At 65.6% G+C, this 14078-nt stretch carries 10 protein-coding genes; 9 read left to right on the plus strand and 1 reads right to left on the minus strand.

All coding sequences use genetic code 11. From position 1 onward, the window contains the following. The first annotated feature begins 12 nt into the window (after window positions 1-12). On the plus strand, window positions 13-1221 hold the full coding sequence (locus CJZ82_RS11455; RefSeq protein WP_233130209.1) for an N-acetylglucosamine-6-phosphate deacetylase: 1209 nt from the start codon (window positions 13-15) through the stop codon (window positions 1219-1221). Window positions 1222-1248: 27 nt separating this feature from the next. Then, entirely contained in the window at window positions 1249-1968 is a 720-nt protein-coding gene (gene bchM, locus CJZ82_RS11460; protein WP_094555903.1) for a magnesium protoporphyrin IX methyltransferase, read from the plus strand. 34 nt (window positions 1969-2002) lie between these two features. On the opposite strand, the gene gltB is transcribed toward bchM, so the two are convergent. Further along, window positions 2003-6601 (minus strand): glutamate synthase large subunit, encoded by a 4599-nt coding sequence (gene gltB / locus CJZ82_RS11465; protein ID WP_094555904.1) that lies wholly within the window; start codon window positions 6599-6601, stop codon window positions 2003-2005. Window positions 6602-6733: 132 nt separating this feature from the next. Between gltB and CJZ82_RS11470 the strand changes: the two genes are divergently transcribed. The 7 genes from CJZ82_RS11470 (at window position 6734) to rpsJ (ending at window position 13944) form a co-directional block, all read left to right on the plus strand. Beyond that, window positions 6734-8575 carry a phosphodiester glycosidase family protein gene (locus CJZ82_RS11470; RefSeq protein ID WP_094555905.1) on the plus strand — a complete coding sequence of 614 codons (1842 nt, stop codon included), beginning with the start codon at window positions 6734-6736 and terminating at the stop codon, window positions 8573-8575. Between the two features lie 65 nt (window positions 8576-8640). After that, on the plus strand, window positions 8641-8997 hold the full coding sequence (locus tag CJZ82_RS11475) for an AIR synthase (RefSeq protein WP_094555906.1): 357 nt from the start codon (window positions 8641-8643) through the stop codon (window positions 8995-8997). A 52-nt stretch (window positions 8998-9049) separates the two neighbouring features. Continuing rightward, entirely contained in the window at window positions 9050-9424 is a 375-nt protein-coding gene (gene rpsL / locus CJZ82_RS11480) for a 30S ribosomal protein S12 (RefSeq protein WP_094555907.1), read from the plus strand. A 72-nt stretch (window positions 9425-9496) separates the two neighbouring features. Beyond that, complete coding sequence (gene rpsG / locus CJZ82_RS11485) at window positions 9497-9967, plus strand: 30S ribosomal protein S7 (RefSeq protein WP_094555908.1); 471 nt, start codon at window positions 9497-9499, stop codon at window positions 9965-9967. A gap of 102 nt (window positions 9968-10069) precedes the next feature. After that, window positions 10070-12145, plus strand: a complete 2076-nt coding sequence (gene fusA / locus CJZ82_RS11490) for an elongation factor G (RefSeq protein WP_094555933.1) — start codon at window positions 10070-10072, stop codon at window positions 12143-12145. A gap of 40 nt (window positions 12146-12185) precedes the next feature. After that, window positions 12186-13415: an elongation factor Tu gene (tuf, locus tag CJZ82_RS11495; RefSeq protein WP_094555909.1), complete on the plus strand. Its 1230-nt coding sequence runs from the start codon at window positions 12186-12188 to the stop codon at window positions 13413-13415. Between the two features lie 208 nt (window positions 13416-13623). Beyond that, window positions 13624-13944: a 30S ribosomal protein S10 gene (gene rpsJ / locus CJZ82_RS11500; RefSeq protein WP_094555934.1), complete on the plus strand. Its 321-nt coding sequence runs from the start codon at window positions 13624-13626 to the stop codon at window positions 13942-13944. The last annotated feature ends 134 nt before the right edge of the window (window positions 13945-14078 follow it).

Consider the following 14078-nt stretch of genomic DNA (forward strand, 5'->3'; position numbering starts at 1 on the left):
CGTGCGGCGAGGATGGCATTCTCCCGCCCGTTCGCCCCGGAGCCGATGACCGTGCGCTGGATCAGCAACGTCCGCCTGCCCCAGGCGTCGCGGTGCAGCCATGGCTCCGAGCGCCGCTGGCGTCTCGGGGTGGACAGCCGGGGGGTGATCGATCGGGTGCTGGCCCTCGATCCCGGCAGCTGCGCCGCCGGCGACGACTGGAACGGCGACTGGATCAGCCCCATGGGGGTTGATCTGCAGATCAACGGAGGCCTGGGGCTGGCCTTTCCGGAGCTGGAGCCGACCGACCTGCCGCGGCTGCTGGAGCTGCTGGAGCTGCTCTGGGCCGATGGGGTGGAGGCGATCTGCCCCACCCTCGTGACCTGTGCTGTGCCTGCCCTGCGCCAGGCCCTGGCCGTGCTGCAACAGGCCCGCCTCCAACATCGACCCGGGCGCTGCCAGCTGCTGGGCGCCCATCTGGAAGGCCCCTTTCTGGCCGAGGCGCGGCGCGGTGCCCACCCGGCGTCCCACCTGGCCCTCCCCAGCCTGGAGGCCCTGCAGGAGCGGATCAACGGGCATGAGCAGGAGATCGCCCTGGTGACCCTCGCCCCGGAACTGGAGGGGGCCGAAGCGGTGATCGCCGCGCTGCGGCAACACGGCATCGTGGTGAGCCTGGGCCACAGCGCGGCAACGGAGGCCGAGGCTGGGCGGGCTTTCGCGGCGGGGGTGGGCATGCTCACCCATGTCTTCAATGCCATGGCCGACCTGCACCGGCGAGCCCCCGGTCCGGTGGCGGCTGCGCTGCTGCGCGGCGATGTGGCCCTCGGGCTGATCGCAGACGGGGTGCATGTGGCCCCCTCGATGGCGGTACTGCTTCAGCGGCTGGCACCCGAACAGGTGCTGCTGGTGAGCGACGCGCTCGGACCCTATGGCCTGAGCGAGGGGCGCCACCGCTGGGATGAACGGGTGCTGCTGGTGGAGGACGGAAGCTGCAGATTGGAGGACGGCACCCTGGCGGGCGTGACCCTGCCCCTGCTGGAGGGGGTGACGCGCCTGGCCCGCTGGAGCGGCGAACCGGGACGGGCGATCGCCGCCGCCACGCTTGTGCCCCGGCGGGTGCTCGGGGAGCGGCGCACTCCGTCCCAGATGCTGCTTGGAGGGCCCCTGGCCGAATCCCTGCGCTGGCGTGCGGGGGCCGACGGGGAGCTGCGCTGGCGGCGTGGGTCCGAAGCGGCTCCTTAAGATCCGCCCACCCGTACAAGCGCACCCATGGCCACGTCTCCAGCGCCTGACGCCGGCGCCAAGCTGGCCGAGAAGGCCGAAGTGCGCGACTACTTCAACAGCACGGGCTTCGAGCGCTGGAAGCGGATCTACAGCGACAGCGACGACGTCAACAAGGTGCAGCGCAACATCCGCCTGGGGCACCAGAAGACAGTGGATCAGGTGCTCGAGTGGCTGCAGGAGGAGGGCGACCTGCCCCAGCGCAGCTTCTGCGATGCCGGCTGCGGCGTGGGCAGCCTCAGCCTGCCGCTGGCCCAGCTAGGGGCCGGCAGCATCGCCGCCAGTGACCTCTCCGAAGCCATGGTCGAAGAGGCCCGCCATCGTCTGGAGGCCAGCGGGATCGGCCTTGATCGGGTGCAGTTCAGCGCCTCCGACCTGGAGAGCCTTCAGGGCCGCTATGACACGGTGGTCTGCCTGGACGTGTTCATTCACTACCCCCAGGCCGCGGCCGAGGAGATGGTCCGTCACCTGGGCGGACTGGCCGAGCGGCGGCTGATCGTCAGTTTTGCTCCCTACACCCCGCTGCTGGCCCTGCTCAAATCGATCGGGCAGCTGTTCCCGGGGCCGAGCAAGACGACCCGGGCCTACACCCTGCGGGAGGACGGCATCGTGGCCGCCGCCGCAGAAGCCGGCTTCCAGCCCAGGCGTCGCAGCCTCAACCAGGCACCGTTCTACTTCTCGCGGCTGATTGAATTCGAGCGCAGCTGAATCAGCGGCTCCGCCCGAATCCGAACGGCCAGGCTCAGGTGGCCATGGCCAGTTTCTCCCGCTCCAGCAGGCCGACTGTGGCCACTTCACTGGGGGGCACCAGCACCTTGAAGCGTGAGCGCCACTGGGGCCAGTTCGCCAGGATCTCAGCCGCTTTGCGGCTGCCGGTGACCTCTAGATGGGCTTCCAGCAGCGGTTTGATCAGCTGCTCCTGCTCAGGCGTCTCCAGGGGATGAACCGAGACGATCTCGGGGTTGAGACGCCCTGACAGAGCATCCTCAGTGTCGAGGAGGAAGGCCACACCACCGGTCATGCCCGCAGCCACGTTGCGGCCGGTGCTGCCCAGGACAACAACCACACCACCGGTCATGTATTCACAGCAGTGGTCGCCGCAGCCTTCGACCACGGTGCAGGCGCCGCTGTTGCGGACGGCGAAGCGCTCACCGGCCCGTCCGAGGGCGAAAAGCTCACCACCGGTGGCGCCGTAGAGGCAGGTGTTGCCCAGGATGACCTGGTTGCCGGGATCACGGGTTGCAGCGAAAGGCACAACCGTGATGCGGCCACCGTTGATGCCCTTGCCGACATAGTCGTTGGCATCCCCCTCCAGGCGCAGGTTCATGCCCTGCAGCGTGAAGGCCCCGAAACTCTGGCCTGCGGCACCCTCGAAGCAGAGATCGAGCAGGCCCTTGAACCCCTTGTTGCCATGGCGGGCAGCCACCTCACCGGCCAGGCGGGCCCCCACACTCCGATCGGTGTTCACGATCGCCAGTCGGCGGGCCACCGACCCATGCTGATCGATGGCCGAGAGCACCTCGGGATCTGCCAGGAGCTGATCTTCCAGAATCACTCCGTTGCCGTGGGCCTGGCTGTCGTGGCGCAGCCAGCTGCGATCGTCAGGACCAGGCAGCGGAGCCAGCAGACAGGTGAGATCGAGGGCGCTGGTCTTGGCCAGGGCCACCTGACGGGGATGGAGCAGTTCAACCCGGCCGATGAGGTCGTCCAGCCGGGCCACCCCGAGCACGCTCAGCAACTGGCGCACTTCCTCGGCCACGAACAGGAAGAAATTGACGACGTGCTCAGGCAGGCCGGTGAAGCGCTTGCGCAGGGCTTCCTTCTGGGTGGCCACCCCCACCGGGCAGTTATTGGTATGGCAAACCCTGGCCATGATGCAGCCCTCGGCAATCATGGCCACCGAACCGAATCCATATTCTTCGGCACCCAGCAGGGCCGCCATCAGCACATCCCAGCCGGTCTTGAGACCGCCATCGGCCCGAAGCAGCACCCGGCTGCGCAGACCGTTCGCCAGGAGGCTGCGGTGCACCTCGGAAAGGCCCAGTTCCCAGGGGCTGCCGGCGTGCTTGATCGAGCTCAGTGGCGACGCACCGGTGCCGCCGTCGTGACCGGAGATCTGAATCACATCGGCATTGGCCTTGGCCACTCCGGCAGCGATCGTGCCGATGCCGATTTCGGCCACCAGCTTTACCGACACCTTGGCGCTGGGATGCACCTGGTGCAGGTCGTGGATCAGCTGGGCCAGGTCTTCAATTGAATAGATGTCGTGGTGTGGAGGCGGGGAGATCAGCGCCACGCCGGGCTTGCTGTTGCGCAGCCAGCCGATGTAGTCATCCACCTTGGGACCGGGTAGCTGGCCGCCCTCGCCGGGCTTGGCCCCCTGGGCCACCTTGATCTCCAGCTGCTGGCCACTGCGCAGATACTCCGGGGTGACTCCGAAACGCCCCGAGGCCACCTGCTTGATGGCGGAGCAGGCGCTGTCACCGGGCACCAGGCCCCGCAGGGTCGGCAGGGTGGCCGAGCGGCCGTCCGCGTCGACATCGGTGAGCGGGTGGTAGCGGGCCGGATCCTCTCCTCCCTCACCGCTGTTGCTCTTGCCGCCGATGCGGTTCATCGCCACCGCCAGCACCTCGTGGGCTTCACGGGAGAGGGCGCCCAGGCTCATGCCACCGGTGCAGAACCGGCTGCAGATGCTCTCCACGCTCTCCACCTGCTCGAGCGGCAGTGGGGTGGGGGCTGGGCGCAGCTCCAGCAGGTCGCGCAGGGCCGTGACCGGACGGTTCTCCAGCAGGGTGCGGTATGTGGCGAAATGGTCGTAGCCGGGGCCTGCGGCCACGGCCGCATGCAGGGCCTTGGCCATCTCAGGGCTGTTGAGATGGAACTCACCGCCGGAGCGATACTGCACGAAGCCCATGAACTCGAGCTTGGTGCGGTTGAGCTCGGGAAAGGCCTTGGCGTGGAACGCCAGGGTTTCGTTGGCAAGATCACGGAGACTGAGGCCAGCCACCCGGCTGGTGGTGCCGCGGAAGGCCAGCTCGATCAGATCGGCGCCGATGCCGATCGCCTCGAAGATCTGGGCACCGTGGTAGCTGGCGAGCAGAGAGATGCCGATCTTGGAGAGGATCTTGCGCAGGCCAGCTTCCAGAGCCTTGCGCACGTTGGCCTGAGCCTTGGCGGCATCGGTCGCCGGCAACTTGCCTCGCTCGATCAGGGAGCGGGTCTTGGGGTGGGCCAGCCAGTGACGGGTGGTTTCCCAGGTTAGCCAGGGGCAGACGGCGCTGGCGCCGAAGCCGATCAGGCAGGCCAGGTGGTGGGTGCTCCAGCACTGGGCCGTGTCAATCACCAGGGAGCAGTGGAGGCGCAGCCCAAGCCTGAGCAGATGCTGGTGGACCGCACCCACCGCCAGCAGCGCTGGGATGAAGGTGGTGGTGGCACTGAGGCCACCGGCAACCCGGTCGGAGAGCACCAGGATCTGACTGCCGTCTCGCACCGCCTGCTCCGCCGCCTGACAGAGACACTGCACAGCAGCTTCCAGGCCAGCTGGACCCTGCTCAAGCCCGTAGAGGGTGGAGAGGGTGGTGGTGGCCAGGCCCTGGTGGGGCAGCGCGTCCAGGTCGGACTCGTTGAGAACGGGCGTGGCGATGTGGAGCACCGAGGCAGCCGATGGCTCTGGCCGCAGGGCCGATCCACGCCGCCCCAGGTGCATGTCCAGGCTCATCACCAACTCCTCGCGGAGTGGGTCGATCGGAGGATTGGTGACCTGGGCGAAGCGCTGCTTGAAGTAGTCGTAGAGGAGGTGGGGCTTGTCGGAGAGCACCGCCAGGGGGATGTCGTCGCCCATGCAGTACGTGGGCTCCTTGCCCTGGCCTGCCATCTCGTCGATCACCAGATCCAGGTCCTCGGCGGTGAAGCCGAAGGCGGTCTGGTGACAGAGCAGGTCCAGGTCGGTGAGCTGATGCTCCGTGCTCCAGGGCTGGGGCTTCAGCGAGCGATGGTGTTCCTGCAGCCAGGCGGCGTAGGGGTAGCGGGAGGCCACCTCCTCCTTCACCTCCCAGTTGTGCAGCAGGCGGCCCTGCTCGAGATCCACGGCCAGCATCTGGCCGGGGCCGAGGCGGCCCTTTTCGACGATGCGGCTCTCTTCGATCTCCACCACCCCGGTTTCCGAACCCATCACCACCAGGCCATCACTGGTGATGCAGTAGCGGGCAGGACGGAGTCCGTTGCGATCGAGAGTGGCGCCCACACTGCGGCCGTCGCTGAACACCAGCAGGGCAGGACCGTCCCAGGGCTCCTGCAGGCAGGCGGAATACTCATAAAAGGCCTTGATCTCCGGCCGCCCCTCAAGCTCGGGCTGCTGTCGAAACGCTTCCGGTACCAGGGTCAGCAGGCTGTCGGTGATCGGCCGGCCGCTGCGCACCATCAGCTCGAGCATGGCGTCGAGGTTGGCCGAATCGCTGAAGGCGGCGTTGACCACAGGCTTGAGGTCGGAGGCGGCCTCACCCCAGACCGCATCAAGGTGGGACTCGGCCGCCTGGGCCCAGTTGATGTTCCCCAGCAGGGTGTTGATCTCGCCGTTGTGCCCCAGGAGCCGCATCGGCTGGGCCAGGGGCCACCGGGGCAGGGTGTTGGTACTGAAGCGGCGGTGGTAGACCGCAAAACTGACCGCGAAGCGCCGATCGCGCAGGTCGCCGTAGAAGGCCGCCAGCACCTCGGAGCGCACCATCCCCTTGTAGACGAGGGTGCGGCCACTGAAGGAGGCGAAGTAGAGGTCGCTGGGATCAACGCCCGGGGCGGCCCTCACCAGATCGACGGCCCGGCGGCGGCAGCGGAACAGCAGGGATTCGAGCGCATCACCCGACTCGGGGCCCTCCACCAGCCACTGCTGAATGCGCGGGGCCGTCTGAAGCGCGAGGGGGCCGAGTACGGAAGGCTCCACGGGCACTTCTCGCCAGCCGAGGCTGCGCAGGCCCACCAGGGCGGCAGCCTGCTCGCACAACCGCTTGACCTCCAGGAGTTTCTGCTCATCGACCGGCAGGAAGACCATCGCCAGGCCCCGGCGACCCTTCGCCGCCAGGGCGGATTCGGGCCAGACCTCTGCCAGATAGCTCCAAGGGATACCGCAGAGCACACCTGCGCCGTCGCCGGAATCGCCATCGCCGCCGCAGCCGCCGCGGTGCTCCATGCAGCCCAGGCCGCGCAGGGCCTGCTCCAGCAGCCAGTGACTGGGCTCACCGCTGAGCTGGGCCAGGAAGCCAACGCCACAGGCATCCTTTTCGCCCGCAACCTCCGTCGGTGCCGGACTGTCGCAATGGGGCCAAACAGAGCGGCGATGAAGAGGCATAGCCCGGCAACAACCTGTCGGTAGACCGCGGAAGCCTCGAACAAGGCGACTTCCGCGCGGAAGAGAAATCGGATCCTAGAGACGTGTGTTCAGCGTTAGCGTTCACCACCAACGGATGCGGGTCCAATCGTGATGCGGTGCCGATCCCTTCCTGCCGGGCTGATCAGCCTGACGGTGATGGCCTTGCTGCCGGCGGCCGACGGCGGCCTTTCCCGGGCCCAGGCCCGACCGACCGCTTCCATCGCTGGCGCCACCGCCCAGGGTCTGCCGGCCCGCAGCCCGGTCTCTTCCCGCCAGGAGGGCCGCCTGATCGTCATCAACGGACGGGAGCAGACCGCACGCTGGCAGTGGCTCCCGTCCGTGGGGGGCAACCCCTCCCAGCTCTGGCTGCCGCTTGAGTTGCTGCAAGGCCAGCTGGGGGTAGCCAGCAGTCCCCGGGTCGATGGAAGGCTGGATCTGGAGTGGTTCGGGCGGAAGCAGCTGGTGCCCAGCAGCGAGCAGCGCAGCCTCGACGATGAGGTGGCCGTTGAGGCAAGCCAGTTACTGCAAGCGGCTGGGGTCCGCCTCCAGGCCGACGGAGACCGCCTGCTTCTGGAGATGCCCATGCCCGGGCTGCTTCGGGTGAGGGCGTCGCCCCCGGGAGCAGATCGCCAGGTGGTACTCGATCTCGATGGGGCGGCCGTGGTCCGCCAGGAGTCCGGTCAGATCCTGCTGGGCTTGCAGAGCACCGCCAGCCAGCGCTCTGAACTGCAGGCCCTTGGCGTGGCGGTCAGCGCCAGCCGGGAGGGGCTGCTGTTGCGCCCACGCGTCGGTGGGCGGGTGCTGACCCTCGGGGGGCCCGACCGGGTGGTTTTTGCCATCCCGCCGGGGTCCAGCGCCGGGGGAACAACGGCGGCGAGCCCTGCAGCGCCGCCCCTGGACCCCCGATTGCAGGCCCTGCTCAATCGCAGTGTCCAACTTGATCGTCAGGTGCTGCCTGTGGGATCACGGCGGATGCTGATCAGCAGCGTCCGCTTCGATCCCCAGCAGAGTCCCCTCGATCTGCGGCTGCTCACCCGTCCGGACGGGATGCAGGGGCTGACGTCTCTGACAGCCCTGGCCCAGCAGGAGCAGGCCCTGGTGGCCATCAATGGCGGCTTCTTCAACCGGGTGCGGCGGCTGCCGCTGGGGGCCCTCAAGGCCGAGGGGCGCTGGCTCTCCGGCCCGATCCTCAACCGCGGCGCCATCGGCTGGCAGCCGGGCGGCCTGCCCAGCTTCGGTCGGCTGGTCCTGCAGGAGCAGCTGATCGATGAGAGGGGCCAGCGCTGGCCCCTCACGAGCCTGAACAGCGGGTACGTGCAGCGGGGGCTGGCCCGTTACACCGCCGACTGGGGGAGGGGCTACCGGGCCCTCAGCGGCAATGAATCGGGGGTGCTGATCCGGGGTGGGGTGGTGCTGCAGCGGCTGAGTGGAGCCCAACTGCAACAGGGCATCCCCCTGGGGAACGAGGACACGCTGGTGGTGGGCAGGTCCGGTGTGATTCCGCCCTGGTCCGAGGCCAGCCGACTGACACTCTCCAGCCAATCCAGCGACCCGGTTGGCCAGCAGGCCTACGTGATGGGAGGCGGTCCCCTGCTGCTTCAAGCCGGTCGGGTCGTCCTCAACGGCACCGCCGAAGGTTTCAGCAGCGCCTTCCAGGGACAAGGCGCCCCACGCACTGTGATCGGCAGCGATGGCCGGCAGATCTGGTTGCTGACGCTGCAGGGGGTGGATCACGCCGGGCCGACCCTGGGCGAGACGGCCGCTGTGCTGCGGCAACTGGGCCTGCGCGAGGCCCTGAATCTCGATGGCGGCAGCTCAACCGGACTGTTCGTGGGCAACACCCAGACGGTGCGGGGCCGGGGAGTGGCCGCCTCCATCCATAACGGCCTCGGTCTTGTGCCCCGCGGCGGGCGGGCCGAGGGCAACCGAGCCGGCGACCGGGCCGGCGGCTGAGCCGCGCGGGCTCCAGCCCTGGCAAGCTGGAGCCTGCCTCTGCCGCCAACGAGCGCGAACGCCCCATGCCCAAGGGTCTGAGCCTGCGCCTGTCCTCAGCGGCGGCGGCCGAGCTGGGCCGGCAGGCCGCCGTGGCCGGGACACCTGGCCTGATGCACCTCGACCTGCTGGAGGGGGGATGCGAGCAATGGGTGCTCAGGATCCGCCCTGGCCATCTCGCCGGTGTTCCCGTGGCCCGGGCCGATGGCATCACCCTGCATGCGCCTTCCGCCCAGATTCCTCTGCTGGCGGGGCTGAGCCTGGACTACCGCGGAGATCTCAGCGGTGGGGGCTTCCTGATCCGCTCCGGCGAGGGAGTGAGCTGCTGCGCCTGTGGAGCCGCCTTCAGCCGCACAGGTCTTGGGGGGACCACGACAAAGTAAGGTGACGGATTGTCGAAACGGTCGGACGTCCGGCCTAATTCTCCGGCCCTCGATGCCCACGATTCAGCAGCTGATCCGCACCGAACGGCAGCACCTCACCCGCAAGACCAAGTCCCCGGCTCTGCGCGCCTGCCCAGAGCGCCGTGGGGTCTGCACCCGTGTGTACACCTCCACCCCGAAGAAGCCGAACTCGGCCCTTCGCAAGGTGGCCCGTGTGCGTCTCACATCAGGCTTTGAAGTCACGGCCTACATCCCCGGGATCGGCCACAACCTCCAGGAGCACTCCGTGGTGCTGATCCGAGGAGGCCGCGTCAAGGACCTCCCCGGAGTCAGATACCACATCATTCGTGGCACCCTCGACACGTCCGGTGTGAAGGATCGCCGCCAGAGCCGCTCCAAGTACGGCGCCAAGACCCCCAAAGGCTGATTCCAGGGCCTTGATTCCAGGCCCTGATCGTCTTTCTCCCCACTCCCTCGCACCGCCGATCCCCACAGGTTTATGTCCCGCCGTAACGCCGCTGAGAAGCGCCCAGTTCTTCCTGACCCCCAGTTCAACAGCCGCCTGGCCTCAATGGTTGTCGCGCGCCTGATGAAGCACGGCAAGAAGTCCACTGCTCAGCGGATTCTCTCCGACGCATTCGGACTGATCAACGACCGCACCGGCAGCGACCCACTCGAGGTGTTCGAAACGGCCGTCCGCAACTCCACCCCGCTGGTGGAGGTGCGAGCTCGCCGGGTGGGCGGCGCCACCTACCAGGTGCCAATGGAAGTGCGGCAGGAACGCGGCACTGCCATGGCCCTGCGCTGGCTGGTCAACTTTTCCCGGGCACGCAATGGCCGCAGCATGGCCCAGAAGCTCGCCGGTGAACTGATGGACGCCGCCAACGAAGCCGGCAGTGCAGTTCGCAAGCGCGAAGAAACCCACAAGATGGCTGAGGCCAACAAGGCCTTCGCCCACTACCGCTACTGAACACCCTTCCTGGGCTGGATGGCGGGCGCCTCCACCCAGATCAGGCCAACCCTTAAACTTGCGCCCGCAAAATTCGTCGATCAAACACCGGAGACCTTCCCCGTGGCCCGCGCCTATCCCTTGGACCGCGTCAGAAATATCGGCATTGCTGCCCATATCGACGCGGGCAAGACCACCACGACCGAACGGATCCTGTTTTATTCAGGTGTCGTTCACAAAATGGGTGAGGTGCACGATGGCGCCGCAGTAACCGACTGGATGGAGCAGGAGCGCGAACGCGGCATCACCATCACGGCAGCGGCCATCTCCACCAGCTGGAAGGATCACCGCATCAATATCATCGACACCCCCGGGCACGTCGATTTCACCATTGAGGTGGAGCGCTCAATGCGCGTGCTTGACGGAGTCGTGGCGGTCTTCTGCGCAGTGGGTGGTGTGCAACCCCAGTCGGAAACGGTGTGGCGCCAGGCCGATCGCTACAACGTGCCTCGGATCGTGTTCGTCAACAAGATGGACCGCACCGGTGCCAATTTCCTCAAGGTCTACGACCAGATCAAGGATCGCCTCAAGGCCAATGCCGTTCCATTGCAGTTGCCGATCGGCGCTGAAGGGGACCTCAAGGGAATCATTGACTTGGTCCGGGAGAAGGCGATTCTCTATACCAACGATCTCGGCACCGACATCGTCGAGAGCGAGATCCCCGACAATATGAAGGAAGAGGCCGCCGAGTGGCGCGGCAAATTGATGGAATCGGTTGCCGAAACCGATGAAGAGCTGCTGGAAGCTTTCCTGGAAAATGGTGAACTCACCCAGGATCAGTTGATCAAGGGCATTCGCACCGGTGTGGTCAAGCACGGGCTTGTGCCGATGCTCTGTGGATCCGCCTTCAAGAACAAAGGCGTCCAGCTGGTTCTGGATGCCGTGGTGGATTACCTGCCTGCCCCTGTGGACGTGCCACCGATCACGGGTCTGCTGCCCGACGGAACCGAATCGAATCGTCCCTGCGACGACAACGCCCCCTTCAGCGCCCTGGCGTTCAAGGTCATGGCCGACCCCTACGGCAAGCTCACCTTCGTGCGCATGTACTCCGGGGTACTGAAGAAGGGCAGCTACGTGCTCAACAGCACCAAAGACAAGAAAGAGCGCATCTCCCGCCTGATCCTGCTCAAAGCCGACGACCGCGAGGAGGTGGACGAGCTGCGTGCCGGTGATCTTGGAGCCGTGCTCGGCCTCAAGGACACCACCACCGGCGACACGCTCTGCGTGGAAAGCGACCCGATCATTCTGGAATCCCTGTTCATACCTGAACCGGTGATTTCGGTGGCGGTGGAGCCCAAGACCAAGGGCGACATGGAGAAGCTCTCCAAAGCTCTTCAATCCCTTTCAGAAGAGGACCCCACCTTCCGGGTGTCCACCGATCCCGAGACCAGCCAGACCGTGATCGCCGGCATGGGCGAGTTGCACCTGGAAATCCTGGTGGATCGGATGCTGCGCGAATTCAAGGTGGAAGCGAACATCGGCGCCCCCCAAGTGTCCTACCGCGAAACCATTCGCGCCAGCGCCAAAGGTGAGGGCAAGTTTGCCCGGCAAACCGGTGGCAAGGGCCAGTACGGACACGTGGTGATTGAGATGGAGCCGGGAGAACCTGGTACCGGCTTCGAATTCGTCAACAAGATCGTTGGCGGCATCGTGCCAAAGGAATACATCGGCCCAGCCGAAAACGGCATGAAGGAAACCTGCCAGTCCGGTGTGATTGCAGGTTTCCCGATGATCGATATCAAGGTCACCATGGTCGATGGGTCCTACCACGATGTGGACTCCTCTGAAATGGCGTTCAAGATTGCCGGCTCCATGGCCTTCAAAGACGGCGTCAAGAAGTGCAATCCCGTACTTCTTGAGCCGATGATGAAGGTCGAAGTCGAGATCCCTGAGGATTACCTCGGTTCGGTCATCGGCGACCTCTCCTCCCGGCGCGGACAGGTCGAAGGGCAATCCATCGACAACGGACAGTCTAAAGTCCAGACCAAGGTGCCCCTGGCCGAAATGTTCGGCTACGCCACTCAGCTCCGATCCATGACCCAGGGTCGGGGTATTTTCTCGATGGAGTTCAGTCATTACGAGGAAGTTCCTCGCAATGTAGCTGAGGCCATCATCGCCAAGAATCAGGGCAACTCCTGATCTCTCAACCCTAAACACAACCCCCCGATTCTTTCCTTCAATGGCCCGCGAGAAGTTTCAGAGGAACAAACCTCACGTCAACATCGGCACCATCGGCCACGTTGACCACGGCAAGACCACCCTCACTGCTGCCATCACCAACGTGCTGGCATCCATCGGTCAGGCCAAGGCCCAGGCCTACGACGACATTGATGGTGCTCCTGAAGAGAAGGAGCGGGGCATCACGATCAACACGGCCCACGTGGAGTACGAAACCGCTAACCGTCACTACGCCCACGTCGACTGCCCAGGTCACGCGGACTATGTCAAAAACATGATCACCGGTGCCGCCCAGATGGACGGCGCGATTCTGGTGGTGGCTGCCACTGATGGCCCGATGGCCCAGACCAAGGAGCACATCCTGCTGGCCAAGCAGGTGGGCGTCCCCGCCCTGGTGGTGTTCCTCAACAAGAAGGACATGGTCGACGACGAGGAGATCCTCGAGCTCGTCGAACTCGAAATGCGTGAGCTGCTCAGCAGCTACGACTTCCCCGGTGACGACATCCCCATCATCGCCGGCTCGGCCCTCAAGGCCCTTGAGCACATCCAGGGCGGCGGCAAAGGCATCCGTGGTGAAAACGAGTGGGTCGACAAGATCCTCGATCTGATGGATGGGGTTGATGAATCGATCCCCGAGCCCGAGCGTGAGATCGACAAGCCCTTCCTGATGGCTGTTGAAGACGTCTTCTCAATCACCGGACGCGGCACCGTGGCCACCGGCCGGATCGAGCGCGGCAAAGTGAAAGTTGGCGAAACCGTCCAGATCGTTGGCATCAAGGACACCCGCGAAACCACCGTCACCGGTGTCGAAATGTTCCGCAAGCTGCTCGATGAGGGCATGGCCGGAGACAACGTCGGCCTGCTCCTGCGTGGCGTGCAGAAGGAAGACATCGAGCGCGGCATGGTGCTGGTTAAGCCCAACTCGATCAAGCCCCACACCAAGTTCGAAGGTGAGGTTTATGTCCTTAAGAAAGAAGAGGGTGGCCGCCACACCCCCTTCTTCGCTGGATACCGTCCCCAGTTCTACATCCGCACCACGGATGTGACCGGCCAGATCACCGCCTTCACCGCCGATGACGGGACCAACGTGGAGATGGTGATGCCTGGTGACCGCATCAAGATGTCCGCTGAGCTGATCTGCCCGGTGGCCATCGAGCAAGGCATGCGCTTCGCCATTCGCGAAGGCGGCCGCACCATCGGTGCAGGCGTGGTCTCCAAGATCGTCGCCTGAGGCTGAAACGGCTGAGCTCAGCTAGGGGCTGATCCAACGTTGGATCGGCCCCCGTCACGCACCTCGACAAGTTGCCCCCAACCGGCATCGGTTGTCTTCGGCGGAAACGAGCTTGGCCTCGGCCAACCACTCTCCAGCCTCCCTTCCCCCTTTTTCCTGTCCTTCGGCCGCGGTGTCCACCAAGGCCTGCGTTCCCACGAGTCCTGCCATGTCAGCCGCCATCGCCCAGCAGAAGATCCGCATCCGTCTCAAGGCGTTTGATCGCCGCATGCTGGACCTCTCCTGCGAAAAGATCATCGAAACGGCCGATCACACAGCCGCCACGGCCATCGGTCCGATCCCCCTGCCCACTAAGCGCAGGATTTATTGCGTGCTGCGCTCGCCCCACGTGGACAAGGATTCCCGTGAGCACTTCGAGACCCGCACCCACCGTCGCATCATCGACATCTACAGCCCAACGGCCAAGACGATCGACGCGCTGATGAAGCTTGATCTGCCCAGTGGTGTCGACATCGAAGTGAAGCTCTGAGCTCCAGGCCGGCCCGACGCGACGAATTCCTGGACCCACCCTCTTGGTGGGTCCTTTTTTTCTAGACTGATTTTGACCATCAGGCACCTCAAGCAGCTTCGCTGACCAAACCTCCAACCACCCATTGCCGCCCC

This window comes from Synechococcus sp. 1G10 (assembly GCF_002252625.1).
GTDB lineage: Bacteria > Cyanobacteriota > Cyanobacteriia > PCC-6307 > Cyanobiaceae > Regnicoccus_A.